The following is a 26,937-nucleotide window of genomic DNA, read 5'->3' as shown; positions in this document are numbered from 1 at the left end:
AAGTTTACCCTTGAATAAACTTCATGCCTGGATGCGTGTGGATTTGTTAGCGTTGCGCAATTAATCGCTTATATCACTCACCTTCTTATTCAACAAGCGGGAAGCCCGCCAGTAAATCAACAGCATGAGTCCCATCACAATGGTCAGCGTAATGCTGGTCGCCGCGCCAAACGGCCAGTCGCGAATATTCAGGAACTGTACCTTAATGACGTTACCAATCAGCAGGTTTTTCGCGCCACCCATTAAATCGGAGACGTAGAACAGGCCCATTGCCGGTAGCATCACGAGCAGGCAACCGGCGACAATGCCCGGCATGGTTAATGGAATAATGATGCGGATGAACGTTTGCATTTTACTGGCGCCGAGATCGCGTGCGGCCTCCAGTAGCGGTTTGTCGAGCTTCTCAATGCTGGAGTAGAGCGGCATGACCATAAACGGCAGCAAAATGTAAACCAGGCCGATAATAACGGCGCTCGGGGTGAACATGATGCGAATCGGCGTATCAATCACGCCCAGCCACAGCAGGAATTCATTGAGATAACCTTTAGTGCTCAGGAATATTTTCAGCCCATAGATGCGGATCAGTGAGTTGGTCCAGAAAGGAACGATCAGCAAAAACAGCAATAACGGACGTATCTTTTCCGGTAACTTCGCCAGAAACCAGGCAAAAGGATAGCCCAGCACCAGGCAGGAGAGGGTGGCGATCAGCGCCATATTCAGAGAGTGCAGGAGCACTTCAAAATAGAGCGGATCGAGCAGGCGCGCGTAGTTATCCAGCGTAAAGACCATCTTGACGAAACTGGCGTCGTCACGGGTTAGAAAGCTGGTGCCAATGATCATCAGGTTGGGCAGAAAAACAAATAACACAAGCCAACCGACGATAGTGACAATCACTACATTCTGGAATTTACTTGTGTTCTTCATCAGCCAGTACGACCTCCCAGCTTTCTACCCAACTAATGGCCATTTTTTGGTCAAGTGAATGGTCGAAGTCAGGATCGTCTTCGTTGAAGAATTCGCTGACCATCACCATTTTGCCATTTTCCAGTTCAACCACCGACTCCAGCGTCATACCTTTATAATTGCGCTCGCGCACGTAGCCGATAAGCCCTTCGATGTGGTTATCATCGTTGATCTCTTCGACGCGTAGATCTTCCGGTCGCAGCAGGACGTTCAGTTTTTGGCCTGGTTCGACAGCGAAATTGACGTATATATTGCACTCCCGACCTTCTACGCTGGCGCGGACGCGCTGTTCATCAAGCCGTTCAATGACGGTTGCGTCAAAGCGGTTAATTTCGCCGATAAAACCGGCGACAAACAGGTTTTTTGGCTCTTCATAGATTTCACGCGGCGTGCCGTCTTGCTCAATCACGCCATTACGCATTACCACGATACGATCGGACATGGTGAGCGCTTCTTCCTGATCGTGAGTGACAAAAACAAACGTGATACCGAGTTTACGCTGTAATGCTTTAAGCTCGTTCTGCATTTGTTTGCGCAATTTATAGTCCAGCGCGGAGAGCGATTCATCCAGTAATAACAGGCGAGGTTTATTCACCACCGCGCGAGCGATAGCCACACGCTGCTGCTGTCCGCCAGAAAGCTGGTGCGGTTTACGTTGTGCAAACTCTTCAAGCTGCACCATACGCAGCGCATCGGTCACGCGGGGCGCTATCTCGGCGGCTGGCGTTTTTTGCATTCGTAAGCCAAACGCGACATTTTCAAACACCGTCATATGCGGAAATAAAGCGTAGCTTTGAAATACGGTATTTACATAACGATTTTCGGCGGGAACGTGGGTGATATCCTGGTTATCCAACATGATATGCCCGGCATCAACGGTTTCCAGGCCGGCAATCAGGCGAAGAACGGTTGTTTTACCGCAGCCGGAAGGGCCAAGCAGCGTGAGGAATTCGCCATTGTTAATGGTCAAATCCAGTTGCGAAATGACCTCTTTGCCATCGAAACTTTTGCTAATTCCAGACAAAAGCACCAGCGGTGAAAGCGAACGCGGTTGATTATTCAATTTCTTACTCTGTCCCATGTAAACGCAACGGATGGCTGACCGCTGCGGGGTTTGTGGTTAACCACCTTAATCACTCTTAATGAGGGCGGTCATTCTACGGCAAACCACTGTAATCGCCAATCCTTGTTGCGAATTACTGACTTAGCTTTATAGTCAGAAAGCGTGTCAAAGTGAAATATTCTTGTTTGCAGGGATAAAAGTGACCTGACGCAATATTTGTCTTTTCTTGCTTATTAATAATGTTGTCACGAAAAGTGAGGGTGACTGCATGGATAAACTACTTGAGCGTTTTTTACACTACGTATCGCTGGATACCCAATCAAAGTCGGGTGTTCGGCAGGTTCCCAGCACTGAGGGGCAGTGGAAGTTACTACGTTTGCTCAAACAGCAGCTCGAAGAGATGGGGCTGGTTAACATTACATTAAGTGAAAAAGGGACGTTGATGGCGACGCTCCCGGCCAATGTTGAGGGGGATATTCCCGCCATTGGTTTTATCTCCCATGTGGATACCTCTCCGGATTTCAGCGGTAAAAACGTTAACCCGCAGATTGTCGAGAATTATCGCGGCGGCGATATAGCATTAGGGATTGGCGATGAGGTGTTGTCACCCGTGATGTTCCCTGTACTGCATCAATTACTGGGACAGACGCTGATTACTACCGATGGTAAGACATTGCTGGGCGCGGACGATAAAGCCGGCGTTGCGGAGATCATGACCGCGCTGGCGGTGCTGAAAGGTAATCCTATTCCCCACGGCGACATTAAAGTGGCGTTTACGCCTGACGAAGAGGTAGGGAAAGGCGCGAAGCACTTCGATGTTGAGGAGTTTGGCGCGCAGTGGGCCTATACGGTCGACGGCGGCGGCGTGGGCGAACTGGAGTTTGAAAACTTCAATGCCGCCTCGGTGAATATCAAAATCGTCGGCAATAACGTGCATCCCGGTACGGCGAAAGGCGTGATGGTCAATGCGCTGTCGTTGGCGGCGAGGATTCACGCGGAAGTGCCGGTGGATGAAGCGCCTGAAACCACCGAAGGTTACGAAGGGTTTTATCATCTGGCCAGCATGAAAGGTACCGTTGACCGGGCCGAAATGCACTACATCATTCGCGATTTCGACCGTAAGCAGTTTGAAGCGCGTAAACGCAAAATGATGGAGATTGCCAAAAAAGTCGGTAAGGGGCTGCATCCGGACTGCTATATCGAACTGGTGATTGAAGACAGTTATTACAATATGCGCGAAAAAGTGGTTGAGCATCCGCATATTCTCGATATCGCCCAGCAGGCCATGCGCGACTGTCATATTACGCCGGAGATGAAACCGATTCGCGGCGGTACAGACGGGGCGCAACTGTCGTTTATGGGCTTGCCGTGTCCTAATCTCTTCACCGGCGGATATAACTATCATGGTAAACATGAGTTTGTGACGCTGGAGGGGATGGAAAAAGCGGTACAGGTGATTGTACGTATCGCGGAGCTGACGGCGAAGCGCGGCCAGTAGCGAATGTTACGCATTGTGGTGAAGCGTTTTATTATTTATGGCGGGATATTTTCCGCCATCAATTTTTCTGCCTGGAGCGCCGAATATACGCCTTCCTGGTCCCAGCGCCAGCAACAATCTGCAGCATGTTTTATGACCGGCGATGAAACCTGCATGACGTTTATTGATGATGCGGTGAGGCTGGCCTCGCGGCAATATGGCAAACGCTCAATACAGCTTGTTCGTAGCCTGCTATTACAAAGCGATATTTATCAATGGCTGGGTAAACCAGAGTTAACGCCGCAAATGCTGCTGCGAGCGCGGGCAATCATGAAAACATTTCCGGCGGGCACTTATCCGGGCGATCGGGCCGATATGTTTGAACACCTGGCGGCCTTTTATGTTTACGGTGACGATCGCCATATAGAGTATTCACCTACAGAGCAGTGGCGATACGAGATCAAGGTTGATTACCGTCAGCGGATAGCCTGGCAAGAGCAGGCATTAACGTGGCGTCTTAAAGACAAAAAGGCATCGACGGAGGCATTGGTTTATACCTTAAACAGGATGCGCGACGCTTATTCTGATGCGCTGGAAGAGCGGGATGTCGAATGTGATAGTGCGCGTAAAGCCTATTATTTGGCGAAGGTAGACGCAACGGAGCGGCAGTGGCTGAGCGTTATTTTACGAGATAAAACCTGGGATAATCGTGAGCGCGTCGCCTCTTTTTTGCAGCAGAAAGCGGATATTGCTTATAATGCAGGGCATATTAGCGAGGCGATTAATGCGCTAAGTCAGGCGCTAAAAATTGAGCAAACGCTTTATGGCGCCGAATTCGGCGAAATGACGGTTGACAGCAATAATCTTGCTGGCTTTTATGCACAGGGCCATCATTATAAGGAAGCGAAAGATCTCTACCTTAAACTTATCGCGTATTACCAGAGCCGTTTAACGCCAATGGCGACGGTAATATCACGATTACGCTTTTATTTGCCCGAAAACATCGACCTGGACAGTACCTCCCCCTATCTCCCATTGCTGGAAGAATATAAACGTCGGCAGTCCGACGTATCCATGGTGTTGTATGGTATTTCGCTGCTTTATCAGAATAATCAACAGCTTGAACAAGCAAAAGACTTTGCGGAACGCGCCTTTACGCTTGATGCCGTAGCTTATCCAGCAAAGATGCAGTATGAACGATTACAGCGACTGGCTAATATTGCCGAAGGTCTTGGCGATAACGTACTGGCGCGACGTTACCGACAATTGTCATTTCGCCATCGAATGGCCCACTCGATTTATCCGGGCGATCCGCAATATAACGATTTCGCCAAACCTGGCGGCGATCGTTGTGGATAGTTTGCGTCAGCCCGGCGGTCGCCGGGCATTGCGATGTTCTTATCCTTCGAAAAACCAGTATCCGCTATTCACCAGCGCCGCCAGCATCGCGAGGAAGGACGGGTCTTCCAGCGCATCGCCGAAGTTTTCAGCGGTCAGTGCAATATGACTGGCGAGCGCCTCCAGAGCGGGGCGATGCGGAGAGTCTATTTTTTCGCCATTCGCATAGACCTCATCGCCGATACGCAATACGCGAAGCCCGCCGAGACGTACTAATACCTCGCCTTGCTTTAAGGCATCGTAAATTTCATCAGGCTGATACGGCGGCTCCGGCGGCGCAATATCCAGTTCGTGGCGTGACTGAGAGAGAAACTCGCCAAGCCACTGTTGGAAATGCGCGGGTTGATTGATCAAATCGAGCATCATATTACGCAGTTTATCCATCTCCTGCGGCAGGATATCCGCCGGATGCTTGCGGGACGGCATATCCGGATCGCTGTAGTAGGTATTGCCCAACTCCCGTTGCAGGACGTAATCGGCAAAACCGCTGATCAGCTCACGGCTATTGGGCGCGCGAAAACCGACCGAATAGTTCATGGCGTTTTCCAGCGCATAGCCTTCATGCGGGAATCCTGGCGGAATATACAGAATGTCGCCCGGCTCCAGCTCTTCATCAATAATGGCCTCGAACGGATCGACTTGTAACAGGTCGGGATGTGGGCAGTGCTGACGCATTTGCAGCTTTTCGCCCACGCGCCAGCGACGGCGACCGGTTCCCTGGATAATAAACACATCATACTGATCCAGATGCGGGCCAACGCCGCCGCCGGGAACGGAAAAGGAGATCATCAGATCGTCGATACGCCAGTCCGGCAGAGCGCGGAACGGGCGCATCAAGGCGGCGGTGGGTTCATGCCAGTGGTTTACCGCCTGTACCAGCAGCGACCAGTTGCTCTCACCCAGATGATCGTAGCTTTCGAAAGGGCCATGGCTGACCTGCCATTTGCCATCCTGATGGCTAACGAGTCGGCTGTCGATTTCGCTTTCCATCGCCAGCCCCGCCAGCTCATCCGGCGAGAGCGGATCGATAAAGTTGCTAAACCCACGTTTTAAGACCACCGGGCGTTTTTGCCAGTGGCGTTCAAGAAAGTCGGGCCAGTTAAGAGTTAATTGGTATTCCATGTTAAGTATCCGCAGGCTGGTATCTGACACCGATTATAACGGATGCTTAACGAGATGCGTGGAAGAACGCACAGAAATGTTTATTCCTCTTTCTGTGTGGGATGCTGTCGGCCAAAAACGACCTCCATACGGGCGCCGCCGAGCAGACTGTCGCTGGCAATGATCTGCCCGGCGTATTGTTCCGTAATCTCGCGCGCGACAGCCAGCCCCACGCCTTGTCCTGGTCGTAGGGTATCGGCGCGCTGACCGCGATCAAACACCAGGGAACGTTTGCTGTGGGGAATGCCTGGGCCGTCATCTTCGACGAAAATATGCAAATGATCGTCGGTCTGGCGAGCCGAAATCTCGACAAACTCCAGGCAATATTTACAAGCGTTGTCCAGTACGTTGCCCATCACTTCGACAAAGTCGTTTTGCTCGCCGACAAAACTGATCTCTGGTGAAATATCCATACTGATATTCACCCCTTTACGCTGATAAACTTTATTGAGCGCGGAGATCAGGTTATCTAACAACGGCGCGACGGGATGCAGTTCGCGGCTTAACAATACGCCGCTACCGCGCATACTGGCGCGATGCAGATAATAGCCGATCTGCTGGGAAATCCGGCTGATCTGTTCCAGCATCACCGGTTCAGCTTTGCTGACGCTCATCTTTTCGTTGCGTAAAGAGCGTAACGTACTCTGCAAAACCGCGAGCGGCGTTTTTAAACTGTGCGTCAGGTCGGTCAGGGTCGTGCGGTATTTGTTATAACGTTCACGCTCGCTTTTGAGCAGTTGATTAAGGTTGCGCACAAGGCTGGTCAGCTCACGCGTCGTCTCCGGATTGAGCATTTCGCGGTGATGATCTTCAAGCTCGCGGACTTCCCGCGCCAGCGCCTCGATAGGGCGTAAGCTCCACCAGGCGGCGATCCACAGTAAAGGAATGACTAACAGTAAATTGGCGGCCAGCACGTATACGAACCAGCTCCACACCATATAGGAGCGTTTTAGCTCTATCGGAATGGTATCGACCACCACGATGGTTAACTGCGGCATCCGCGCCGTGGCAGGATAAATATTTACCGCTACCGAGTGGGTCATCTCGGCATCATCGTCATCTTCACGTACTTCTTTGAGTTTTTCCTGCGCGGAATGGTCCTCGCTCAACAGCGTGCTGGTGGCGTCTACGTTGGTTTCAATTTCATGGAAGCCGTTCGTTTTTAACCATTCCGGTTGAATGCTTTTAATCAGCCAGGGGATATTGCGCTGCGTCCATAATAATTTGCCCGTTTCATCGTAAATCAGCGTCATGGTCGGGCTTTGCATGTCCAGATTTTCAGGCAGCTCAACGCTGATTTTATTATTTTCCCATTTGGCGAGGGTATAAAACAGGTTGCTTTCGCCGCGCAGCAAACGAAAGGTGGTTTTATCAAAACTTACGCTATAGCCGACCAGCGCCACTATGCCATATGCCAAAGAAAGCACCAGCACGACGCCGGCTGTCGCCAGCAAAAAACGAACCCGCAGCGACAGCGGCAGAAAATGGCGAGCAAATTTATTCATTATCGCAATTCAAAAAGATATCCTTGTCCGCGTACGGTGGTAATGACATCGTGCGGATACTGGGCCTGTATTTTTTTCCGCAGACGCCCCATGAGAACATCAATGGTATGACTTTCCCGCAGTTCCGCATCCGGATACAGCTGAAGCATCAGCGAATCTTTGCTGACCACTTTACCGTTGTTACGGATAAGCGTTTCCATAATGGTGTATTCGAACGCCGTGAGTTTGATGACCTCTTCATTGACGGATAATTCCCGGCGTGAGAGATCCACCTGGAAAGGCGGGATGTTGATCACCTGGGAGGCCAGACCGCTATTACGGCGCATTAACGCCTGCATACGCGCCATTACCTCTTCGATGTGGAATGGCTTCGTTACGTAGTCATCGGCCCCGGAGCTGAGAACCTCGACTTTATCCTGCCAGCCTTCGCGCGCGGTTAACACCAGAACCGGCAGTGAAACATCACTGCTGCGCCAGCGGCGTATTAAGGAAAGGCCGTCTTCATCCGGCAGACCTAAATCGACAATAGCGATATCCGGAAGGTGTTCATTAAGGTAGTAATCAGCTTCCCTGGCATCTTCTGCGGCATCGACCTGGTGACCTGAATCCTGGAGCTGAACCTTCAGGTGGTGGCGTAATAATGCATTATCCTCTACAACCAGTACGCGCATCATCTCTTCTCCCTTGTGTTAACAATAAGAACAGTCTAGCGTTGATTATGGTGCTTTGGGGATAAACAGTTAATAAACCAGACAAATAGTCACCCTCTTTCTGAAGAAAAGAGGGTGAGGCACGCATTATTTAAGTTCGTCGACCAGAGTCACCGCGCGACCGATATAATTTGCCGGCGTCATGGCTTTAAGGCGCGTTTTTTCTGCTTCCGGCAGGGCCAGACTATCAATAAACTGTTTCATTCCTTCGGCATCGACACGCTTGCCACGGGTCAACTCTTTCAGTTTTTCATATGGTTTTTCAATACCATAGCGGCGCATGACGGTCTGGATCGGTTCGGCTAATACTTCCCAGTTGTGATCCAGTTCGTCAAGCAGATGATCGCGGTTTACTTCCAGCTTGCTGACGCCCTTCAGGGTGGACTGATAAGCGATAAGCGCATAGCCGATGCCGACACCCAGGTTACGCAGAACGGTTGAGTCGGTCAGATCGCGCTGCCAGCGGGAAACCGGCAGTTTGTTTGCCAGATGGTGCAACACTGCATTAGACAGACCGAGGTTGCCTTCTGAGTTTTCAAAGTCAATGGGGTTAACTTTGTGCGGCATGGTAGAAGAACCGATCTCCCCGGCGATGGTTTTCTGTTTGAAATGGTTCAACGCAATATAGCCCCAGACATCGCGATCGAAATCGATCAGGATGGTGTTAAAGCGCGCGATACAGTCAAACAGTTCCGCAATATAATCATGCGGTTCAATCTGGGTGGTGTAAGGGTTCCACTGGATGCCCAGTGAGGTGACGAACTCTTCGCTGAACTGATGCCAGTCAACTTCCGGATAGGCGGCGATATGCGCGTTATAGTTGCCTACGGCGCCGTTGATTTTACCGAGGATCTCCACCTGGTTGAGCTGGCGGAACTGACGCTCCATACGATACGCCACGTTCGCCATCTCTTTACCCAGAGTGGAAGGCGTTGCCGGCTGGCCGTGGGTGCGGGAGAGCAGAGGAATGTCGCGATACTGCGTGGCGAGATCTTTAACCGCGTTAATCACCTGACGCCAGTAAGGCAGGATCACTTCATCGCGCGCGGTTTTGAGCATTAACGCGTGCGACAGGTTGTTAATGTCCTCAGAAGTGCAGGCAAAGTGGATAAACTCGGAAACGTCATGTAGCGCCGGGATCGCGGCGACTTTTTCTTTCAGAAAATACTCAACCGCTTTCACATCGTGATTCGTGGTGCGCTCAATGGTTTTAATGCGCGCGGCATCTTCTTCATTGAAGTTTGCAACAAGCGTATCCAGGTAACCGTTTGCGTCGGCAGCAAAAGCAGGAACTTCCTTGATCGCTGCGTGCGCGGCTAATTTCTGCAGCCAACGTACTTCGACTTGTACACGAAATTTCAGCAAACCGTATTCGCTAAAAATTCCGCGCAGCGCGCTGACTTTATCGCCGTAGCGTCCATCGACAGGGGAAACGGCGGTCAGTGAGGATAATTCCATAGATCATAACTCCGGGGTTAAATGAGCAAGAATTTGTTTTGCCTGAGTCGTCAGGCGATGACGAGAAAACATAAGCTGTAGGCGACCACCGCCTACCTGATGCCAGAGCACGGCTGCACGGATGCCTGCCAGTAGCGAGGCGCGGACTTTGGCCTGCACCTGCGGACTTTGCAGAACGGCCGGGGAGCCCGTCACCTGAATGCGCGGGCCCAATGGGCTAATCACATCCACGTAGATGCCCGCCATGGCGCTCATTAACGTGTCTGACTGTAAATCAAAATGATCAAGCTGGCGCTGCAGGCCGTTAATGCGATCGCCTAACGTATTCAATGCGCCTTTGGCGGATGACAGCTTGCGCTCCAGCACCATCAGGCTAAGCGTATAACGCGTCAGTTCGGCGTTAAGTCCCTGTCGGCTGCTGGCATTCAGCACGCCGAGCAGTGTTTCCAGACCAAGACGCAGGTTGGCTTCGCTGCCGCCGAACACGCCCAGAGTAGAACTGGGATTCATATCAATGACACTGTTGAGTGAAACGTGCAACGCGTCGGCATCACAGTGTCCCTGGTGCGCCAGTTGTTGCACCAGGCGTGCCGACTGGCAAATGCCAGAGAGCGCGAGGGTGATGTCATAATAATTCTTTGCCACAATCACTGCTTCCTTGTATCAAATAAAATACACTTCATCTTTTAAGCCGCTTTGAGGCGACTTGAATGGTGTTGTGTATTGAATAATCAGACCGTCAGCGGCAGTCGCTGCTCGATAATGCCGCCGCCCAGGCAGACTTCGCCGCTGTAAAAGACAGCGGACTGGCCCGGCGTAACGGCGGCAACCGGCTCGTCAAAAATGACCTCGATACGATCGTCATCCAGCGCGTTAATCGTGCACGGAATATCGGTCTGGCGGTAGCGGGTTTTTACCGTACAGCGCAGAGTGCCGGTGAACGGTTCGCGATCGACCCAATGTAGCTGCTGGGCGATGAGGCCTACCGACATCAGGCGTGGGTGCTCATGCCCCTGGGCGACAATTAACACATTGTTTTCAACGTCTTTATCCACCACATACCAGGGGTCTTCGCTACCGTCTTTGGTGCCGCCGATTCCCAGCCCTTTACGCTGGCCGAGCGTATGATACATCAGACCCTGATGCTCGCCGATTTCATCGCCGTCAACGGTAATGATTTTCCCCGGCTGCGCAGGCAGATAGCGCCCTAAAAAGTCGCGGAATTTGCGCTCGCCGATAAAGCAGATGCCGGTAGAATCTTTTTTCTTTGCGGTTACCAGCCCCAAATCTTCGGCGATTTTACGCACCTGCGGTTTTTCCAGTTCGCCAACCGGGAACAGACTTTGCGCAATCTGCTCATGGCCAAGCGTATAGAGGAAGTAGCTCTGATCTTTGTTGCCGTCGAGCCCGCGCAACAACCGGCTTTTGCCGTTTACATCCGCGCGGCGAACGTAGTGACCGGTGGCGATATAGTCGGCGCCTAAATCTTCTGCGGCAAATTCAAGGAAGGCTTTAAATTTGATCTCTTTATTGCACAGAATATCCGGGTTCGGCGTACGGCCCGCTTTGTACTCTTCAAGGAACAGTTCAAAGACGTTATCCCAATATTCTGCGGCAAAATTAACGGTATGCAGTTCAATGCCAAGCTTGTCGCACACGGCCTGCGCGTCAGCCAGATCGGCTGCCGCGGTACAGTATTCCTCACCATCGTCCTCTTCCCAGTTCTTCATGAACAGGCCTTCTACCTGATAACCCTGTTGTTGCAACAGCCAGGCGGAAACGGAGGAATCGACACCGCCGGACATGCCGACGATCACTTTTTTTGGGCTTTCTGACATTGGAATACTCGCGACATTGAACTTCAAGGCGGCGTATTCTACCACGCAGCCCTTTACTTGACACCCTCTGTAAACGGCCAGTTAAATTCGCCCACTATAGATAAGGGGTAACATTGTCCCGTTTGATAACTGCGAATGCTTTCAGCCACCAGCGGAGAACGTAAATTCGGCGCGTTCAGAATCTCGTCGGCGCTCACCCAACGGCAGCAATCGATGTCATTGTCATGGGGTTCGGTCGCGCAAATATGATCAAGCTTGATAGCGAATAAAAAGCGCAGGAACGGGGTCTTATCCGGCGCAATCCACTGATGCATACGGATAAAATACTGTGGTTGCGCCGTGATGCCAGTCTCTTCCCACAGTTCACGCGCGGCGGCCTGCGCCAGCGTTTCATCTGCCTCCAGGTGTCCGGCAGGTTGATTCCATAACGATTTACCGTTGATGGTCTCTTCCACCACCAGAAATTTATCTTCGGCATGTACGATGCAGGCAACGGTCACGTGCGGCTTGAACATAGGCATCCTTATTAAAGCGGTTTATCAATGTGGTCATAGATCGCGTCAAGCTGTTTCAGACGCTCGTTATAAGCTTTTGTCAGGCAGGTGACGTCGGCCTTGCACTGCTGACGCTGTTTAAGCCAGCTCTGCTGGGCGTCCTGCAGGGCGCCGCGACTGCCCATCGCGAACAACCCTTTCAGAAACTGATATTTGGTGTGCATTTCCACGTCTTTATCATTCAGCGTCAGGTGCGCGCAGATAGCCTTTTCATCCGCAGCCTGCGCTTTCTGGCAGTCGAAGCTGGCCGCATTGACGGATAACGGTGTTAATAAAGCAAAAGCAATGAGAAGCCGTTTCATCTGTCTTTCTCCTGTGCGATCTCGCGCCACTGTCCATTATCGAGGCCGTTGAGCGTGTAGTCGCCCATGCTGTAACGAATTAATCGTAGAGTGGGATGACCGACATGCGCTGTCATGCGTCTTACCTGGCGGTTGCGGCCTTCATATAAGGTGACTTTTAGCCAACTGGTGGGAATATTCTTCCGTTCGCGAATCGGCGGGGTGCGCGGCCACAGCCAGTCCGGCTCCGCGACAATCTCAATACCGGCGGGCAGGGTAGGGCCATCGTTGAGCGTGACGCCAGTACGAAGCGCCTGCAGCGCTGCATTATCCGGGATACCTTCTACCTGAACATAGTAAATCTTGCCGGTGCGTTTGCCCGGTTGCGTGAGGCGCGCCTGCAGCGCGCCGTCATTAGTCAGCACCAAAAGCCCTTCGCTGTCGCGGTCCAGGCGGCCTGCGGCATAAACGCCTTGCACAGGAATAAAATCTTTTAACGTGCGGCGACCTGCTTCATCTGTGAACTGCGGCAACACATCGTAAGGTTTATTGAACAAAACCACGCGTTTTGGCTGGTTTTCTTTCCGTGATTTAGATGCTTGTCGTGAGCTGAATCGCTTAACGTAGTGATTTCTAAAAGAAGTTTTTTGCATGGTGTTTTCAGAACTTATTAATTGCCGCATTATAGCGCAATAATGAGTGTCTTTCATGGCGGCAAACAATAGGGTAGTATTGACATGCTCATTACAAAACATTAACAAAAAATTGCTCTAACGCAGTCGTGCAGCAGGACGCCATTGCACATGCAGCGCGATGACAGACGAGCAAACCAGAAGCGCTCGAAGGAGAGGTGAATGGAAAGCAAAGTAGTTGTTCCGGTGGAAGGTAAGAAGATCACCCTGCAAAACGGCAAACTCAACGTTCCTGAGAATCCGATTATCCCGTTTATTGAAGGCGATGGTATCGGTGTTGATGTCACTCCAGCCATGCTTAAAGTGGTCGATGCCGCCGTCGAGAAAGCCTATAAAGGCGAGCGTAAAATTTCCTGGATGGAAATTTACACCGGAGAAAAATCCACACAGGTTTACGGCCAGGATGTCTGGCTTCCCGCTGAAACCCTTGATTTAATTCGTGACTACCGAGTAGCGATTAAAGGTCCATTGACCACGCCGGTTGGCGGCGGTATCCGCTCTCTGAACGTTGCCCTGCGTCAGGAGCTTGACCTGTACGTTTGTCTGCGTCCCGTTCGTTACTATCAGGGCACGCCAAGTCCGGTGAAACATCCGGAGCTGACCGATATGGTCATCTTCCGTGAAAACTCTGAAGACATCTACGCCGGAATTGAATGGAAAGCTGACTCTGCAGACGCTGAGAAAGTGATCAAGTTCCTGCGCGAAGAGATGGGCGTGAAGAAAATTCGCTTCCCGGAGCACTGCGGTATCGGTATCAAACCGTGTTCTGAAGAAGGCACTAAACGTCTGGTTCGCGCGGCGATTGAATACGCTATTACCAACGATCGCGATTCCGTTACGCTGGTACATAAAGGCAATATCATGAAGTTCACCGAAGGCGCGTTTAAAGACTGGGGCTACCAGTTGGCGCGCGACGAGTTCGGCGGTGAGCTTATTGACGGCGGTCCGTGGCTGAAAATTAAGAACCCGAACACGGGTAAAGAGATCGTGGTTAAAGACGTTATCGCCGATGCGTTCCTGCAACAGATCCTGTTGCGTCCGGCGGAATACGACGTTATCGCCTGTATGAACCTGAACGGTGACTATATTTCCGATGCCCTGGCGGCTCAGGTTGGCGGTATCGGTATTGCACCGGGTGCGAATATCGGCGACGAATGCGCGTTGTTTGAAGCCACTCACGGGACTGCGCCGAAATATGCGGGCCAGGATAAAGTCAACCCAGGCTCCATTATTCTGTCTGCGGAGATGATGCTGCGTCACATGCAGTGGTTCGAAGCGGCGGATCTGATTGTTAAAGGTATGGAAGGCGCGATTGCCGCGAAGACCGTGACTTATGACTTTGAACGCCTGATGGAAGGCGCTAAGTTGCTGAAATGTTCAGAGTTTGGTGACGCGATCATCGCAAATATGTGATAACGATAATTGTTAAAAACTAAAACGGGGACTTAACGTTCCCGTTTTTATTATTAGCATTCGAACGGTTATCAAAATAATTTATCAAAACTCCCTCAATTCAGACCGCAATAGTAATCTATCCTTTACCCCGATCGTCATGGTAACCTGAGCCCCCCTGAAAGTTGATAGTTACCGGTTTTGATTGTAGTGGTTTTCTTTATGATGTGTGGTTTGGCTATTTTTTGAAAGTGCCTTATCAGATTTGTTGTTATTATCAGGATAATATTTCAATAAAAGGTGATAATTTATAGACTGCAATAGTGGGTAGATTAAGTATTTTATGAAATTATTAGTATGCTTTATTTGCACTTCTACAAGGCGGCTAAGAAGTGTTGAAATATCAGCCTGATAAAGAATACGTCAGCGAAAGTGAATACTATTAGTCGTAAAAATTCAGGAGACATATGCTCAAACCTATCTGCTATAGTGGAAGTGTAAAGGTTCCGCAATATCTGGAAACAGATAAGGAAAAAAATGTCGGACATACTCCTCTGTCTTCAGACATTCAGCAAGTTAAAAATGTTGTTGAAGATGTTCCGCCATTTCCAGAAAGCAGAGCGGCGAGAGGTTCTGTAAGCGCAGCGTACAGGCTTTCTTTTGACGAAGTGTTTTGCGGTCTCAGCAATGAAGAGCGTAAAAAGGTGTATGGTCGCCTTTTTGGAAAACAAGTACTTGCACATATTCATTCCAGGTGTCAGCGCGACGCTGACATAATAAGAGAAAAAGCGCTCAGGCGGATAAGCCGTGAGTGTGGTGCCGAAATAGATTCCACTCTTTTGCTAAATAAGATGGTGGATATTTTACAAAATGCCCGACTGACAATAAATTTTAATGCAGCCAAAATTGACTTTGTCTCTCTCTTAAAAAATAAAGAATATCTGAACTCTTATGCATTAGGTTGCAGACCTGGCGATTTACCTGCTTATAATGTCGGACGTGATTCAGTTGAAACTAAAGCATTTGAACTGGAGAAGCTTGCAGATTCACCTTATGCCCCATATGGTCAGACAGGCGGTTTTTCCGTAGCATATACTCCCAATAGTAGAACCTTTAGCCCTACAAGCAGACCAATTTATGCTGCACTGGACTTTCTGAACGGTAAAAATGGAGGTGCCAGCGCCTATGGGAAATCATTTTTTGAATTAAATGATAATGTAAAAACAAATTGTACATTCTCACCTTTTGATACCTACGGCCACAGATTTGGTCTGGATACGAGTAAATTATCTACATTTTGGCATATGGAGAACCTGATCGCATCCTGTCAAAATGATTTTTTTGGTTATAATTGCTTTAAGAGTTTGGTTAAAATGGCTAAGGGCGAAAAGTTTTTAGCTCACTCTAATTATGGTACAGGCTATGAAGGGAATTATATAGAGGCTCATATCCATGGTGATGTATGCTTATTTAGAGATATAAAACACGTTTATTTGTCTTTGCAAGAAAATTCTTACTCGGAAAGTCAACTATATGATTATGCAAAACAAATAAACCAGGCGCTTAATAGAGACTGCATAATATTATATTGACAAGCTTATTATCAGTCTCTTTAAAAGAGCTTTAAATGATCATGAGCACATACTTCTTGAGGTAGGCAGTAACTGCTTTTATATTTATTATCTCAGGATCGTTCTGGCAGATACTTGGGTGGCACTTCAGTATGGTCTGGCAAAATAGAGGAATATGGACCAGCAGAAGCGCCTGCTGGCTACTTTTCACTTAAATCGCTGAACTTCACCGGCGCTACAGATGAAGCTACCTTCACAGTCATCAGGTGTCCTGCATTACCACAGGAGTGATTTACTGGCTATCGATATTCCTGCTCATCAGGTTTTTACGCCATCTACGCACATTTATTCTGCTATAAGTTGAAATACTGCAAAAAATATTAAGGCTTATTATTTTTTCTTTAAGTAAATTTTCGTTCAACAAACTTAATTGTTTATTCAATGATGATGAAGCATGAGTTATGCTGAAAATGAGGGAAGTTAACAGCAAGGATAATCTTAATATTTACGGGTGATATTATGAGACATCGTGTATTTTTCCCATTGCTTCTGGTGTTGTCGGCTACAGCCTTTTCGGCATCGGCGATGGCTGCCAGTGATTCAAAACCCCCACCAGATAATACAAAACACGCCTCCCGTGGCTGGCCGTCAGGCCCCGAAGCATTTATTCACCCAGAATGGTGTGAACATTGGCCAGCAGGTGAGATGAAGCCACCGGGGTGGTGTCAGGTTTGTGGTTGTTAGTTTTTTACAGAAAACTATATCAACCATATCAGGACTGAGGGTATATCAGGCTATTATGTTTCATCAGCTCATCCTGAACTGAATATTATCTCAGGCCGGTGTGTTTTATTAACGCCAGCCTGATTTTTCACAACGTTATATTGCTGGCTTACAGGCCTATCAGGCCAGTCAGGTTTTGATGTGTCCACACGGTTTACCAACACCCTGTATTTTTCCATTCATCGCTCATCATCTCTTGCCATCAATGACAGTATTGCGTTCTTTCCCGTACGTTCCTCTCCCGACCTGTCGCATGGTCCAGTACATGGCAGTCCTCTTCCACCTCGCTACATCTAATTTTTTGTTTTTAAGTTGCTCTGTTTTATTGCGCTGAATTTGTACCTCAAAACAAAAATATTTAAATACTTATTTAAATATTTTTTTTATGATTTTTTCACGAAATGAGTAAAAAATAAAATGAAGAATGATATACATAATTAATGCAATAAAAAATGATATCACACCAATTGATGGTCCTGTTTTGTATACGAATAGCATGCATAAAAATATAGCAAATAGATCAAGGGAAATATTCGCGATGAAATCAGTAATTATTTTGAAAAAATTCTTCATATTACCTCTTTAAAATATCTATTTTATTCGTCATTTTTAGGGCGGGCAGTGCTCGAAATTCTCACGTACAACGTATACGCTCCGGTTTCTGCGCGCTGCCCGGCTTTACACTGGCTCCAACAAGTACGCCCGCTGGACCAGGTTCCTGGCGTCACATAACTTCACCTGTTTATCCACAAAAGGCTCAATAAATAAATATTTTGAGTACGAAAAATTACAGTGCCAGAGAATGAAATGGCGATTCGCTGTCTTCAGGCAGTGCTTTAGTACCTGGCACGTGTTCTTTCGCGCTATAATTTTTATCAATGTTTGTATCGCCTACTATTTTTTAAATGTCTGCTGTATTTCGTTCATCTTTTCAGCTGCTTTTTTACGCTGACTTTCAATGTCTTTTCTCGATTGTTCAACAAGTTGCTGTGCTTTTTCGGCTTCTTTTTTGGGGTCGAAAGGTTCTTTGGTCTCATATCCGGCAATAGAACCATCCTTATTTAAGGTCATTACCGCACGTCCTGTATTTTTAGCAGTGATGGTAATGTCATAGACGAATTCGCCATTATGAGCTATCTCTGCTCGTACAACGATATCGCTATCTTCCGTAACGGAAATGATGCCACTGGCGTTAGCGCGTTTAATTGTTTCCTGAATACGCTCTGGTATAATGCTGAAATTGATCGAGTCGAATTTGAATAAAGCTTCTTTTAGTGCTTCTTGTTTTTGCTCCTCTGTTATAGTGCCAAAGATGGTTAAGTTGACAGGCGAAGGTCCCCCCCAGTAGCCGTTGTTAAATTTAAACATCTCTACTTTAGCAGGGGTGTTAACACTCTGTCGAATGAATGAATACCCGCCCTTGAAGAAACGGACTTCAATAATCGCAAGATTGGCTCCACCTTTTGCGTTGATATTGGCAATAGCTTTTTGCATTTCGGCTTTATCGTAAAAGAACATTGATTGCTGGTGCTCTTTTTGCTGGATTTCTTGCATGTATTTCTCTTGATTTTTTTCAGCTTCCGCCATGGCATCTTTATCGTTATCACAGGCGCTAATTAGAGTTGCCGCGATGAAGGTAATCGGAAGTAAGAGATTTTTATATGTAACATGTATTTTATTCATGTGAAGTATTTCCCTTTTTTATATAAAATAGATGCCTTGACTGGTCGAGACTATCCTGGAAACATAGTAATAATGCGTGTGCATATCTGCAGTAAGTTTTAGTTATGCTGGTTTTATTTCGGATTTTTACCTGTTACTTTTTGTTCGTAAATAGGTATTTTACGTATTGATGATAAGTTTAGAACCTATCCCAGTAGGCGTAATCGTTAAAGCCAGTTTGGCGAATAAAAGAGTCTAATGGGATAGGCTCTTAATAAACAAAAAAACCAAACGTACTTTCAGAGTTCAGGCTGGAATGCGCATAGCTGATTGTTGATAAGGGCTACTCATACCGACAGGCCAGTGAAGCGATGAATGTCGGTTCCACATACCGGTCTGAGATATCAACAACAACATGTTCTGAGTGGTGGCGTTTGCGTTATATCGTCACAGACAGCGCCTCAGGGCGCTGTTTTCGATCGGATATGTCGCTTTCGCAGGAGGGGGCGTTATTCGGCGACCAGCCACATATCAGCCTCTTCAAACATCTCTTCCAGCATACGGTGCAGCCGTTCTTTCTCGGTTTTTGTACAGTCACTGTTTAATGCGTTCGCCTGCATTGGCTTAACTTTCACTTGCGCATCGGGAAAAAGTTGATGTACGCGTTTTGTGAGTTCATTGAGGATGATTTCGCGTGCGCCTGGCAAACCTTCAACATTTCGCTTGTCATAAACGAGTTCGACGAACATCGCCATTTCCTTTTTACTGGTTGGATGACCAGTATTTAAGCTGGGTATATAACTGGTGTCAAGGTTTAGCCGCCGTTTTGTCATCCTGACGTTGCGGACGTGACCGCACGTGGAAGTAAAGGTCGCTAACCTGTTGTCGTGTCATGAGGTTAGCGGCTCTCTCTTCACAGCGGTGTCCTGCTACCTGATGGTAAATTCCAGGGCGCGACTAAAATCGCAATCGGCCAACACAACAGGGTCGCCTTTTCTGACAATAATGCTATTTGTGCCCAGGCATTTTCGGCTCTGTTCCCCCTTAATTTTGTTATCATCAGTGAGCCAGCGCTGGTTATCATTACCCGTGCATGAATAAAGAATGATTGGTGTGCCTTCTTTTGTACCTTGTCCTGCGGCATCCAGACATTTCTCACCCTGCGTGATTCTATCTCGGTGAAATGAGAAAAGCTGAGATTGCACATGCTTACACTCCCGCAGCGTCAAACGATTCTGTTGATCTGGGCCTGCATCAAGGCACAGACCATCAGTTGTTCGAATTTGTTCCGCGTCATTTATGTAATAACCACCGGAATTAATCTGGTTTTGTGTAATGACCGGGAACGACAAATTAATACTATAAGGTGTGGGTAAGCCGTTCGTCGTACATCCACATAAAATAGAGGAGAGGCAGAGAACCAGTGTGGTTTTTCCTGAAAGCAAAGTCATTCAATTATTACCCTAAAAATAAATAGCGTTACAACTATATTGGCGATTTATACCCACTGAATATGACGTAGCATTGAGCGGCAATAGAGATAATTCCGATAGAATCACATAAATACTTCGGTTAAATGCGCGCAGCCAGCCACTCCTGTGACGATGGGTATATAGCGTTAAATACTTTTGCAATATTAGATGCTATCACAGTGAAAAACGGCTGTACATTTCTTCACGTTAAACAAAGTGAGAAGGGGGGGCACCCGATATATGATAAAAGAGGTCACAGGAGTCATTAGCAAAATAAATCCTTTAGATTTTCGCCACTGAAAACATTCTGCAGCCTTTCAGGCAAAGCCTCATAGCAAACTGCGGAGGTATACGTACTCGCTAAATTTTTCTGAAAAAATGCCGAGTGACGAATTATGAAAGATAAACGTTGGCGGCGGTAGGTCCGCGGAGGCCATTAATACGACAAAACTCAACGCGTATACCGGGGATAAGCGCTTCTGTTTCGTGTTGGCGACATGCTGAAATGTGGACCTGAACATCTTTGCGTCCATCGGAGGGGGTGATGAGACCTTTACCGCTCTTACAATCAAAGGTTTTGACAATTCCTGTCATTTTACGAGACAAACAAATTCCTTAATGGGGATAACGAGGCGCACTATACACGTCAGGAAAAATAATGCCAGCTATATTTGATAGCAATCAAGATTTCCGGATGGCTAAAAGTAGTCGTTCGGCACCATTGTAGATAAAGAACATTATGTGCATGTGCTGGAGAAAGTATTCCCTTTCCTGGCGTCATTGACTGGTGCGGACATCATGGGTTTTGCCGTCGGGCAGGATGGTGAACTAATCTGCCTGGCTTGCTTTTTATCGGTATTTGTAGGTAGTTGCGGGGTTTTACTACCAAAATCGTAGATAAAAATTTCCCATGATGCCTGTTGTAAACCAGGATAATGGCCTGAACTGGCCAAAACATGGAATGAAAAAATAAGTAATGTCCAAAGCATAAAAGCATGATGTTTCATAGCACCTCCTGTTATATGTAATGACTTGTGAAGTTCATCTCCTGAATTATGGAGCGTCATTGACATTTTTTATTCAACGAAGAGTTAACCACTCTTAATAATAATGGGTTTTATAGCGAAATAGACTTTTTTATCGAGTGTTTAATATTTGCGTCCGTTATTATTTTTCTGGAATGTAAATTCTCTCTCAACACAGGTGATATTTATGTTGGAATTGTGGTGTTGATTCTATTCTTATAACAAGAAATGTTGTAACTGATAGACATATTAAAAGATTAAATCGGAGCGGGAATAAATCGTGCTAAGCATCATGGTGAATATGATTACGGTGCCAGCGATGGCATATAACGGTATTGCGGCTGGAGCGTCACGTGAGGACTGTGAAGCACAATGCGATATGTTCTGGTTATATGGCGAGTTTGCTTAATGACATGTTTTTAGCCGATCGGCGTCAGGTTTCTTAATGTGGTTGTGAGGTTTTTGCTTTAAATATTAAATGGTTGTATGGCGAGTTTGTTGTTCTATAGTGGCTAAATACTTTATGGTTTCTGTTAAATATATATGCGTGAGAAAAATTAGCATTCAAATCTATAAAAGTTAGATGACATTGTAGAACCGGTTACCTAAATGAGCGATAGAGTGCTTCGGTAGTAAAAATATCTTTCAGGAAGTAAACACATCAGGAGCGATAGCGGTGAATTATTCGTGGTTTTGTCGATTCGGCATAGTGGCGATAACTGAATGCCGGATCGGTACTGCAGGTGTTTAAACACACCGTAAATAATAAGTAGTATTAAGGAGTTGTTATGAAAAATATTATTTTATCCACTTTAGTTATTACTACAAGCGTTTTGGTTGTAAATGTTGCACAGGCCGATACTAACGCCTTTTCCGTGGGGTATGCACAAAGTAAAGTTCAGGATTTCAAAAATATCCGAGGGGTAAATGTGAAATACCGTTATGAGGATGACTCTCCGGTAAGTTTTATTTCCTCGCTAAGTTACTTATATGGAGACAGACAGGCTTCCGGGTCTGTTGAGCCTGAAGGTATTCATTACCATGACAAGTTTGAGGTGAAGTACGGTTCTTTAATGGTTGGGCCAGCCTATCGATTGTCTGACAATTTTTCGTTATACGCGCTGGCGGGTGTCGGCACGGTAAAGGCGACATTTAAAGAACATTCCACTCAGGATGGCGATTCTTTTTCTAACAAAATTTCCTCAAGGAAAACGGGATTTGCCTGGGGCGCGGGTGTACAGATGAATCCGCTGGAGAATATCGTCGTCGATGTTGGGTATGAAGGAAGCAACATCTCCTCTACAAAAATAAACGGCTTCAACGTCGGGGTTGGATACCGTTTCTGAAAAGCATAAGCTATGCGGAAGGTTCGCCTTCCGCACCGCCAGTCAATAAAACAGGGCTTCTTTACCAGTGACACGTACCTGCCTGTCTTTTCTCTCTTCGTCATACTCTCTTCGTCATAGTGACGCTGTACATAACATCTCACCAGCATAAGCACAGATAAAGGATTGTGGTAAGCAATCAAGGTTGCTCAGGTAGGTGATAAGCAGGAAGGAAAATCTGGTGTAAATAACGCCAGATCTCACAAGATTCACTCTGAAAAATTTTCCTGGAATTAATCACAATGTCATCAAGATTTTGTGACCGCCTTCGCATATTGTACCTGCCGTTGAACGACTACTGAAAAGTAGCAAGGTATGTATTTTATCCAGGAGAGCACCTTTTTTGCGCCTGGCAGAAGTCCCCAGCCGCCACTAGCTCAGCTGGATAGAGCATCAACCTCCTAAGTTGATGGTGCGAGGTTCGAGGCCTCGGTGGCGGTCCAATGTGGTTATCGTATAATGTTATTACCTCAGTGTCAGGCTGATGATGTGGGTTCGACTCCCACTGACCACTTCAGTTTTGAATAAGTATTGTCTTGCAATCCTGTTACAGAATAATTTCATTTATTACGTGACAAGATAGTCATTTATAAAAAATGCACAAAAATGTTATTGTCTTTTATTACTTGTGAGTTGTAGATTTTTCTTATGCGGTGAATCCCCCTTTGCGGCGGGGCGTCCAGTCAAATAGTTAATGTTCCTCGCGAACCATATTGACTGTGGTATGGTTCACCGGGAGGCACCCGGCACCGCAATTTTTTTATAAAATGAAATTCACACCCTATGGTTCAGAGCGGTGTCTTTTTACATCAGGTGGGCAAGCATAATGCAGGTTAACGTGAAAGATACGATCAATAGTAGAAACCAGTGATTTCGTTTATGGTCTGGGGATTTAACCGCGCCAGAGCGTATGCAAGACCCTGGCGCGGTTGGCCGGTGATCGTTCAATAGTGCGAATATGAATGGTTACCAGCCGCTGCGAATTCTACCTGGGCCACTTAATAAAGCAAAACATTTAAACGCTCAACAACGACAATTCAGACAGTTCGAACTTTTCTTTAAAAATAGGATTAACCATGTTCAAAAGTGGTTACTAATTAGCCATTATACTACGGTAGTGATTCACATATTCTTTAACGTTACGTTACAGGAAGGTTGAAGTGGAAATGCCTGATGAGTCTTCAGGCATTTCTTAAGGTTAGTTAGCTAAGGAACAGTTACTGAGAACAGGTTTATCATCACTTTCCACCAGTTCAGCCGTTTTGCCTTTGGTATAAAGTTTATAAGTATAATTTTTGTCTATGGCTTCGTAATTTGCTCCGGAGGCCATTTTCATTAACCGCATCGGGATCATCTCGTTTACCTGACTGATAATCGCATAGGCGTTTCCAGCCTCGGTGTTGACGTAAATCACCTCCATAACCTGGTTATCATTACAGGTGTATATAGATTTAGAAATCTCCTGCGAAGCTGCTATAGAGGTGGTACTGGCGCTAAGCGCAGCGAGAAAGAGGGTAAATGGGATCAATTTACGTTTCATCATTAGTATCCTTTGTGTATAAAATTGTCGTTAATTCCCTGGAGTACGGGAGATAAAGCGGCATCAATACGATGAATGCTGTAGTATTCCTGTTTACTGACGAAAAGTGCGCCAGAAAAGCGTATTATAATTTATCTATTACTGACATATGTGATGAGTAGACAAATCTTAAAATCATAAACTATAGGCTGCAAATCATTATGGTGCGATAGAAAATGATTGTCACCACTGCTCAATACTATGGCATAAAAACCGAAGAAAACGGTACTGTTCACTGTCTCGTTTCATATGGTATCTGTCAGTGAAACTATTTCTTTAAATGATGGTCTTTTTATTATCGATCAGATAATGGCATCAACAGGGGTTATTCAGGAGTATATGTGAAAAAGTGGCTTATAGGAGGGATATTGATCGCAAGTTTTCTGACCGGTTGTCTGATGTGGCACAACATTGATAAATGGTTTAATAAAGATATCGAATTTTTCTACGCCGGAGACGATGACTAAAATTCCTGTCAGTTGGCAACGGGTGTCATATCTTCAGGTATGGCGCCCGGAGTAGCCGGGCGCAAATTGTAGATGTATAAATGTCATTTCAAATGTCATTTCATTAAAATTTTAGCGACAACATGGACAGCCACTATCGCGTGCTAACGACCCTCTGAAGTCACAAGATGAATAAGCCAGTTTTTTGTTTCAGCGGTGACTGAAACATATTTTGTTCCTGGTGGGCTTACCGCCAGTTGCTGAAAAAGACAACGATGATGTAACTGTTGCAGAGATTGACGAATACGACGACCGTGAATTTTATTTTTGGCGACCATATTTCCTCCCAAAAGGCCGCCCGAAAGCGGCGCTGGGTTTGATAATGGAGAAGGGCGTTGGTCACTGCCATAACCAACCTGTATACACTAATGCAATTGATAATCATTATCAATTGCGATGATGAAGAAAAATTGTAAAGATGAAGGGACAGCGGAAATGGCAATGAACGGGATGAGACTTTTCGTTAACCACTTAAATTCGTGACTAAAAAAAGGCTTTTATAGGCTTGAAAATGTTTTTTCCGTCCCTATGTAGTCAGTGGACAAGCAATGCTTGCCTTGATGTTGAACTTTTGAATAGTGATTCAGGAGGTTAATGATGGCACTCAGAACCTTGTCAGCACTTCCCGTGTTTGCTGATTCTCTTTTCTCTGACCGTTTCAACCGTATTGATAGACTTTTCAGTCAATTAACAGGAGATACGCCAGTCGCTGCGACGCCAGCTTACGATCTGCAAAAGCGCGATGCGAATAACTATCTGCTTACCGTGAGCGTTCCTGGCTGGAAAGAGGAAGAGCTTGAAATTGAAACGGTTGGCGGCAACCTGAATATTACGGGTAAACACACTGAAGAGACGGTAGAGGATCAGACGCACTGGATTTATCGGGGTATTCGTAAGGCGGATTTCCAGTTGAGTTTTTCTTTGCCTGAACATGCTAAGGTGAATAATGCGAAACTGGAACAGGGCCTCTTGTTGGTCGAGATTTACCAGGAGATCCCTGAAAGCGAGAAACCGAAAAAAATTGCCATAGAAAGCAAACCAAAGGCGATTGAACACAAATCATAATCGCGTTAATAGAGGCCCGTTTAGACGGGCCTTCATTGCCTGTAGCGAAAAGTATCCCGTCATGCTTGTAGGCACAGATCGCTAAATATTATAGCCCTGACCTCTATATTATCCCGTGCCACTGACCTCGTCGCCATTGGACGGCGGTAAGTTGGAATTATCCGCGAGGTCAGTCCAATTTTTGTCCACTCTCGACATTCTGCCTGTTATGGGCGCGATATCTGAACATAAATTCGTATAGCGGTTCATCGTTTTCACCGCGTTGATGCCATTTCTGCTAACACTACTTTCATACGTAAAAAAGCTGATGCTTTTTACCTTATTTAATCGAGGCAGGTATGAAATTAGCGCTCGTCAATCGGCAGGTCATTTTACCGGAAAGCAGAACCGAGTCCTTCCAGTGCCATGCCTCTACGCTTGTTCGCTTACCGTGCGGTACGCTCGTGGCCGCATGGTTCGCGGGGTTGCGCGAAGGAAGCGAAGATACAGCCATCTGGCTATCTCGCTATGAACATAATATCTGGACAACACCGCAGCGAGTGGCGGCACGCGAGGGGGAAGCGCACTGGAATCCGGTGTTATTTTACCTGTCGGATAAATTGTGGTTATTTTATAAAGTAGGCAGCGACGTACACGCGTGGAAAACCTGGTTTATCACCTCCAGCGATCGAGGATTTACCTGGAGTACGCCAGCTCCGTTGGTTAACGATGATATTTTGCCGCGCGGTCCCGTAAAAAATAAACTCCTGCTGGCATCAAATGGCGCCTGGATTGCGCCAGGGTCGATTGAAAGTCCTGAACGGTGGAGGGCATTTGTGGATCGATCCTCTGACGAAGGAAAACACTGGAATATCTCTTTTGTTCCGCTGGAGCCTGATAACGCTATTTCCGGGACAAACGTAGCGTTGTGGGATGGTGTAAAAAAGGGGATGTTGTGGGAATGTTGTCTGGAAAACCTCCTGCGCTGGGATGGCGTTATTCAGCCTACGCTGTGGGAGTCTTTTCCGGGGCATATCCATATGTTGTTACGAAGCACACGCGGGGCAATTTTTCGCAGTGATTCAATCGACTATGGCGCTACCTGGTCTGTTGCCCGCGCGACATCTTTACCGAATAATAATAGTGGTATCGATCTGGTTAGTATGCAGGACGGTACGCTGATTCTTGCGTTAAATCCGGTCAACGGCAACTGGGGAAAGCGCTATCCGCTTTCACTGATTGCTTCCCATGATAATGGCGAATCATGGCTACCGCTACTGGACTTGGAAAGTGACCGCGGTGAGTATTCTTATCCCGCTATTATTAGCGAGGGCGGCGTCGTACATATCACCTACACGTGGAACCGGAAAAATATCGTATATTGTCGATTACAAACGGTATAAGGCGCTATCAGTCGA

29 protein-coding genes, 1 tRNA gene and 2 pseudogenes are annotated in these 26,937 nt (G+C 47.0%); 12 read left to right on the top strand and 20 right to left on the bottom strand.

Annotation, left to right across the window (positions count from 1 at the left end; all coding sequences use genetic code 11):
* Positions 1 to 60: 60 nt before the first annotated feature.
* Both potB and potA read right to left on the bottom strand, forming a co-directional pair.
* Entirely contained in the window at positions 61 to 924 is an 864-nt protein-coding gene (potB, locus tag K8W53_RS13380; RefSeq protein ID WP_000799391.1) for a spermidine/putrescine ABC transporter permease PotB, read from the bottom strand.
* The gene (gene potA / locus K8W53_RS13375) at positions 908 to 2,044 is read right to left on the bottom strand and encodes a spermidine/putrescine ABC transporter ATP-binding protein PotA (protein ID WP_000531607.1); all 1,137 of its coding nucleotides are present in this window, start codon (positions 2,042 to 2,044) and stop codon (positions 908 to 910) included. Before potA ends, potB begins: the two co-directional genes overlap by 17 nt.
* Positions 2,045 to 2,294: 250 nt before the next feature.
* On the opposite strand from potA, the gene pepT reads away from it, so the two are divergent.
* Both pepT and K8W53_RS13365 read left to right on the top strand, forming a co-directional pair.
* Positions 2,295 to 3,524: a peptidase T gene (gene pepT, locus K8W53_RS13370; RefSeq protein ID WP_023203480.1), complete on the top strand. Its 1,230-nt coding sequence runs from the start codon at positions 2,295 to 2,297 to the stop codon at positions 3,522 to 3,524.
* 3 nt (positions 3,525 to 3,527) lie between these two features.
* Positions 3,528 to 4,862 carry a hypothetical protein gene (locus tag K8W53_RS13365; RefSeq protein ID WP_023203479.1) on the top strand — a complete coding sequence of 445 codons (1,335 nt, stop codon included), beginning with the start codon at positions 3,528 to 3,530 and terminating at the stop codon, positions 4,860 to 4,862.
* Between the two features lie 39 nt (positions 4,863 to 4,901).
* Here the strand turns inward: K8W53_RS13365 and roxA are convergent, their stop codons facing one another.
* The 9 genes from roxA to rluE all read right to left on the bottom strand — a co-directional run bounded on the left by roxA (position 4,902) and on the right by rluE (position 13,091).
* Entirely contained in the window at positions 4,902 to 6,023 is a 1,122-nt protein-coding gene (gene roxA / locus K8W53_RS13360; protein WP_000456514.1) for a [50S ribosomal protein L16]-arginine 3-hydroxylase, read from the bottom strand.
* A gap of 80 nt (positions 6,024 to 6,103) precedes the next feature.
* Complete coding sequence (gene phoQ, locus K8W53_RS13355; protein WP_001031687.1) at positions 6,104 to 7,567, bottom strand: two-component system sensor histidine kinase PhoQ; 1,464 nt, start codon at positions 7,565 to 7,567, stop codon at positions 6,104 to 6,106.
* Positions 7,567 to 8,238, bottom strand: coding sequence for a two-component system response regulator PhoP (gene phoP, locus K8W53_RS13350; protein ID WP_001537766.1), 672 nt, complete (start codon positions 8,236 to 8,238; stop codon positions 7,567 to 7,569). The genes phoQ and phoP overlap by 1 nt, the downstream gene beginning before the upstream one ends.
* A 126-nt stretch (positions 8,239 to 8,364) precedes the next feature.
* Positions 8,365 to 9,735 carry an adenylosuccinate lyase gene (purB, locus tag K8W53_RS13345; RefSeq protein ID WP_000423763.1) on the bottom strand — a complete coding sequence of 457 codons (1,371 nt, stop codon included), beginning with the start codon at positions 9,733 to 9,735 and terminating at the stop codon, positions 8,365 to 8,367.
* A 3-nt stretch (positions 9,736 to 9,738) separates the two neighbouring features.
* Entirely contained in the window at positions 9,739 to 10,380 is a 642-nt protein-coding gene (gene hflD, locus K8W53_RS13340) for a high frequency lysogenization protein HflD (protein WP_001519653.1), read from the bottom strand.
* 86 nt (positions 10,381 to 10,466) lie between these two features.
* Positions 10,467 to 11,573, bottom strand: a complete 1,107-nt coding sequence (gene mnmA / locus K8W53_RS13335) for a tRNA 2-thiouridine(34) synthase MnmA (protein ID WP_000004540.1) — start codon at positions 11,571 to 11,573, stop codon at positions 10,467 to 10,469.
* A 53-nt stretch (positions 11,574 to 11,626) separates the two neighbouring features.
* Positions 11,627 to 12,088 carry an NUDIX hydrolase gene (locus tag K8W53_RS13330; RefSeq protein WP_000476069.1) on the bottom strand — a complete coding sequence of 154 codons (462 nt, stop codon included), beginning with the start codon at positions 12,086 to 12,088 and terminating at the stop codon, positions 11,627 to 11,629.
* 11 nt (positions 12,089 to 12,099) lie between these two features.
* The gene (locus K8W53_RS13325; RefSeq protein ID WP_000825956.1) at positions 12,100 to 12,429 is read right to left on the bottom strand and encodes a lysozyme inhibitor LprI family protein; all 330 of its coding nucleotides are present in this window, start codon (positions 12,427 to 12,429) and stop codon (positions 12,100 to 12,102) included.
* The gene (gene rluE, locus K8W53_RS13320) at positions 12,426 to 13,091 is read right to left on the bottom strand and encodes a 23S rRNA pseudouridine(2457) synthase RluE (protein WP_001249412.1); all 666 of its coding nucleotides are present in this window, start codon (positions 13,089 to 13,091) and stop codon (positions 12,426 to 12,428) included. The genes K8W53_RS13325 and rluE overlap by 4 nt, the downstream gene beginning before the upstream one ends.
* Positions 13,092 to 13,262: 171 nt before the next feature.
* Between rluE and icd the strand changes: the two genes are divergently transcribed.
* Both icd and sopF read left to right on the top strand, forming a co-directional pair.
* The gene (gene icd, locus K8W53_RS13315) at positions 13,263 to 14,513 is read left to right on the top strand and encodes an NADP-dependent isocitrate dehydrogenase (RefSeq protein WP_000444508.1); all 1,251 of its coding nucleotides are present in this window, start codon (positions 13,263 to 13,265) and stop codon (positions 14,511 to 14,513) included.
* Positions 14,514 to 14,959: 446 nt separating this feature from the next.
* The gene (sopF, locus tag K8W53_RS13310) at positions 14,960 to 16,084 is read left to right on the top strand and encodes a type III secretion system effector SopF (protein ID WP_052939338.1); all 1,125 of its coding nucleotides are present in this window, start codon (positions 14,960 to 14,962) and stop codon (positions 16,082 to 16,084) included.
* A 286-nt stretch (positions 16,085 to 16,370) separates the two neighbouring features.
* On the opposite strand, the pseudogene K8W53_RS13305 reads toward sopF, so the two are convergent.
* Positions 16,371 to 16,553 (bottom strand): annotated as a pseudogene (locus tag K8W53_RS13305) (hypothetical protein); the annotation flags it as partial.
* Positions 16,554 to 16,582: 29 nt separating this feature from the next.
* Between K8W53_RS13305 and K8W53_RS23990 the strand changes: the two are divergent.
* Positions 16,583 to 16,807 carry a PagK family vesicle-borne virulence factor gene (locus K8W53_RS23990; RefSeq protein ID WP_223163376.1) on the top strand — a complete coding sequence of 75 codons (225 nt, stop codon included), beginning with the start codon at positions 16,583 to 16,585 and terminating at the stop codon, positions 16,805 to 16,807.
* 143 nt (positions 16,808 to 16,950) lie between these two features.
* Here the strand turns inward: K8W53_RS23990 and K8W53_RS13295 are convergent.
* The 7 genes and pseudogenes from K8W53_RS13295 to pagD form a co-directional block, all read right to left on the bottom strand.
* A pseudogene (locus K8W53_RS13295) lies at positions 16,951 to 17,022 on the bottom strand (tail fiber assembly protein); the annotation flags it as partial.
* A gap of 190 nt (positions 17,023 to 17,212) precedes the next feature.
* Entirely contained in the window at positions 17,213 to 17,419 is a 207-nt protein-coding gene (locus K8W53_RS23915; RefSeq protein ID WP_023182055.1) for a hypothetical protein, read from the bottom strand.
* Positions 17,420 to 17,740: 321 nt separating this feature from the next.
* On the bottom strand, positions 17,741 to 18,529 hold the full coding sequence (gene envF / locus K8W53_RS13290; protein ID WP_017440976.1) for a putative envelope lipoprotein EnvF: 789 nt from the start codon (positions 18,527 to 18,529) through the stop codon (positions 17,741 to 17,743).
* Between the two features lie 488 nt (positions 18,530 to 19,017).
* Positions 19,018 to 19,257, bottom strand: coding sequence for a virulence protein MsgA (gene msgA, locus K8W53_RS13285; RefSeq protein ID WP_000497451.1), 240 nt, complete (start codon positions 19,255 to 19,257; stop codon positions 19,018 to 19,020).
* Between the two features lie 180 nt (positions 19,258 to 19,437).
* A complete protein-coding gene (locus K8W53_RS13280) occupies positions 19,438 to 19,959 on the bottom strand; it encodes a ricin-type beta-trefoil lectin domain protein (protein ID WP_023223707.1) in 522 nt (173 codons plus the stop codon).
* Positions 19,960 to 20,373: 414 nt separating this feature from the next.
* The gene (gene cspF, locus K8W53_RS13275) at positions 20,374 to 20,586 is read right to left on the bottom strand and encodes a cold shock-like protein CspF (RefSeq protein ID WP_001537306.1); all 213 of its coding nucleotides are present in this window, start codon (positions 20,584 to 20,586) and stop codon (positions 20,374 to 20,376) included.
* 131 nt (positions 20,587 to 20,717) lie between these two features.
* A complete protein-coding gene (pagD, locus tag K8W53_RS13270) occupies positions 20,718 to 20,987 on the bottom strand; it encodes a virulence protein PagD (RefSeq protein ID WP_024147879.1) in 270 nt (89 codons plus the stop codon).
* A gap of 298 nt (positions 20,988 to 21,285) precedes the next feature.
* On the opposite strand from pagD, the gene K8W53_RS23860 reads away from it, so the two are divergent.
* The 3 genes from K8W53_RS23860 to K8W53_RS13260 all read left to right on the top strand — a co-directional run bounded on the left by K8W53_RS23860 (position 21,286) and on the right by K8W53_RS13260 (position 22,833).
* Entirely contained in the window at positions 21,286 to 21,414 is a 129-nt protein-coding gene (locus tag K8W53_RS23860; RefSeq protein WP_023215762.1) for a hypothetical protein, read from the top strand.
* Positions 21,415 to 21,793: 379 nt separating this feature from the next.
* Positions 21,794 to 22,351, top strand: a complete 558-nt coding sequence (gene pagC, locus K8W53_RS13265; RefSeq protein ID WP_000789471.1) for a virulence membrane protein PagC — start codon at positions 21,794 to 21,796, stop codon at positions 22,349 to 22,351.
* A 405-nt stretch (positions 22,352 to 22,756) separates the two neighbouring features.
* Positions 22,757 to 22,833 (top strand) — tRNA-Arg (locus K8W53_RS13260).
* Between the two features lie 755 nt (positions 22,834 to 23,588).
* On the opposite strand, the gene K8W53_RS13255 is transcribed toward K8W53_RS13260, so the two are convergent.
* Complete coding sequence (locus tag K8W53_RS13255) at positions 23,589 to 23,933, bottom strand: c-type lysozyme inhibitor (RefSeq protein ID WP_017440977.1); 345 nt, start codon at positions 23,931 to 23,933, stop codon at positions 23,589 to 23,591.
* A gap of 377 nt (positions 23,934 to 24,310) precedes the next feature.
* Between K8W53_RS13255 and K8W53_RS23855 the strand changes: the two genes are divergently transcribed.
* From K8W53_RS23855 to K8W53_RS13240, 4 genes are all read left to right on the top strand, one after another.
* On the top strand, positions 24,311 to 24,436 hold the full coding sequence (locus tag K8W53_RS23855) for a hypothetical protein (protein ID WP_000758944.1): 126 nt from the start codon (positions 24,311 to 24,313) through the stop codon (positions 24,434 to 24,436).
* A 211-nt stretch (positions 24,437 to 24,647) separates the two neighbouring features.
* Complete coding sequence (locus K8W53_RS13250; RefSeq protein WP_077944484.1) at positions 24,648 to 24,875, top strand: hypothetical protein; 228 nt, start codon at positions 24,648 to 24,650, stop codon at positions 24,873 to 24,875.
* 197 nt (positions 24,876 to 25,072) lie between these two features.
* On the top strand, positions 25,073 to 25,540 hold the full coding sequence (locus tag K8W53_RS13245; RefSeq protein ID WP_001218118.1) for an Hsp20 family protein: 468 nt from the start codon (positions 25,073 to 25,075) through the stop codon (positions 25,538 to 25,540).
* A 338-nt stretch (positions 25,541 to 25,878) separates the two neighbouring features.
* A complete protein-coding gene (locus tag K8W53_RS13240) occupies positions 25,879 to 26,922 on the top strand; it encodes a sialidase family protein (protein ID WP_052939339.1) in 1,044 nt (347 codons plus the stop codon).
* Positions 26,923 to 26,937 lie beyond the last annotated feature (15 nt).

Source organism: Salmonella sp. A29-2 (assembly GCF_020150755.1).
Classification (GTDB): Bacteria; Pseudomonadota; Gammaproteobacteria; order Enterobacterales; family Enterobacteriaceae; genus Salmonella; species Salmonella enterica.
Note: the sequence above shows the minus strand (reverse complement) of the source record. Positions and strands in the feature narration are given on the sequence as shown.

Excerpts from the sequence above, each read along its gene's own strand:
- pagC (WP_000789471.1), top strand. The coding sequence starts at position 21,794 with ATGAAAAATATTATTTTATCCACTTTAGTTATTACTACAAGCGTTTTG.
- K8W53_RS13280 (WP_023223707.1), bottom strand. The coding sequence starts at position 19,959 with ATGACTTTGCTTTCAGGAAAAACCACACTGGTTCTCTGCCTCTCCTCT.
- sopF (WP_052939338.1), top strand. The coding sequence starts at position 14,960 with ATGCTCAAACCTATCTGCTATAGTGGAAGTGTAAAGGTTCCGCAATAT.
- K8W53_RS13245 (WP_001218118.1), top strand. The coding sequence starts at position 25,073 with ATGGCACTCAGAACCTTGTCAGCACTTCCCGTGTTTGCTGATTCTCTT.
- rluE (WP_001249412.1), bottom strand. The coding sequence starts at position 13,091 with ATGCGGCAATTAATAAGTTCTGAAAACACCATGCAAAAAACTTCTTTT.
- K8W53_RS13255 (WP_017440977.1), bottom strand. The coding sequence starts at position 23,933 with ATGATGAAACGTAAATTGATCCCATTTACCCTCTTTCTCGCTGCGCTT.
- K8W53_RS23990 (WP_223163376.1), top strand. The coding sequence starts at position 16,583 with ATGAGACATCGTGTATTTTTCCCATTGCTTCTGGTGTTGTCGGCTACA.
- mnmA (WP_000004540.1), bottom strand. The coding sequence starts at position 11,573 with ATGTCAGAAAGCCCAAAAAAAGTGATCGTCGGCATGTCCGGCGGTGTC.
- K8W53_RS13330 (WP_000476069.1), bottom strand. The coding sequence starts at position 12,088 with ATGTTCAAGCCGCACGTGACCGTTGCCTGCATCGTACATGCCGAAGAT.
- potB (WP_000799391.1), bottom strand. The coding sequence starts at position 924 with ATGAAGAACACAAGTAAATTCCAGAATGTAGTGATTGTCACTATCGTC.
- msgA (WP_000497451.1), bottom strand. The coding sequence starts at position 19,257 with ATGTTCGTCGAACTCGTTTATGACAAGCGAAATGTTGAAGGTTTGCCA.
- pagD (WP_024147879.1), bottom strand. The coding sequence starts at position 20,987 with ATGAAACATCATGCTTTTATGCTTTGGACATTACTTATTTTTTCATTC.
- roxA (WP_000456514.1), bottom strand. The coding sequence starts at position 6,023 with ATGGAATACCAATTAACTCTTAACTGGCCCGACTTTCTTGAACGCCAC.
- phoP (WP_001537766.1), bottom strand. The coding sequence starts at position 8,238 with ATGCGCGTACTGGTTGTAGAGGATAATGCATTATTACGCCACCACCTG.
- envF (WP_017440976.1), bottom strand. The coding sequence starts at position 18,529 with ATGAATAAAATACATGTTACATATAAAAATCTCTTACTTCCGATTACC.
- K8W53_RS13325 (WP_000825956.1), bottom strand. The coding sequence starts at position 12,429 with ATGAAACGGCTTCTCATTGCTTTTGCTTTATTAACACCGTTATCCGTC.
- K8W53_RS13240 (WP_052939339.1), top strand. The coding sequence starts at position 25,879 with ATGAAATTAGCGCTCGTCAATCGGCAGGTCATTTTACCGGAAAGCAGA.
- icd (WP_000444508.1), top strand. The coding sequence starts at position 13,263 with ATGGAAAGCAAAGTAGTTGTTCCGGTGGAAGGTAAGAAGATCACCCTG.
- pepT (WP_023203480.1), top strand. The coding sequence starts at position 2,295 with ATGGATAAACTACTTGAGCGTTTTTTACACTACGTATCGCTGGATACC.
- phoQ (WP_001031687.1), bottom strand. The coding sequence starts at position 7,567 with ATGAATAAATTTGCTCGCCATTTTCTGCCGCTGTCGCTGCGGGTTCGT.
- K8W53_RS23915 (WP_023182055.1), bottom strand. The coding sequence starts at position 17,419 with ATGAAGAATTTTTTCAAAATAATTACTGATTTCATCGCGAATATTTCC.
- purB (WP_000423763.1), bottom strand. The coding sequence starts at position 9,735 with ATGGAATTATCCTCACTGACCGCCGTTTCCCCTGTCGATGGACGCTAC.
- potA (WP_000531607.1), bottom strand. The coding sequence starts at position 2,044 with ATGGGACAGAGTAAGAAATTGAATAATCAACCGCGTTCGCTTTCACCG.
- K8W53_RS13365 (WP_023203479.1), top strand. The coding sequence starts at position 3,528 with ATGTTACGCATTGTGGTGAAGCGTTTTATTATTTATGGCGGGATATTT.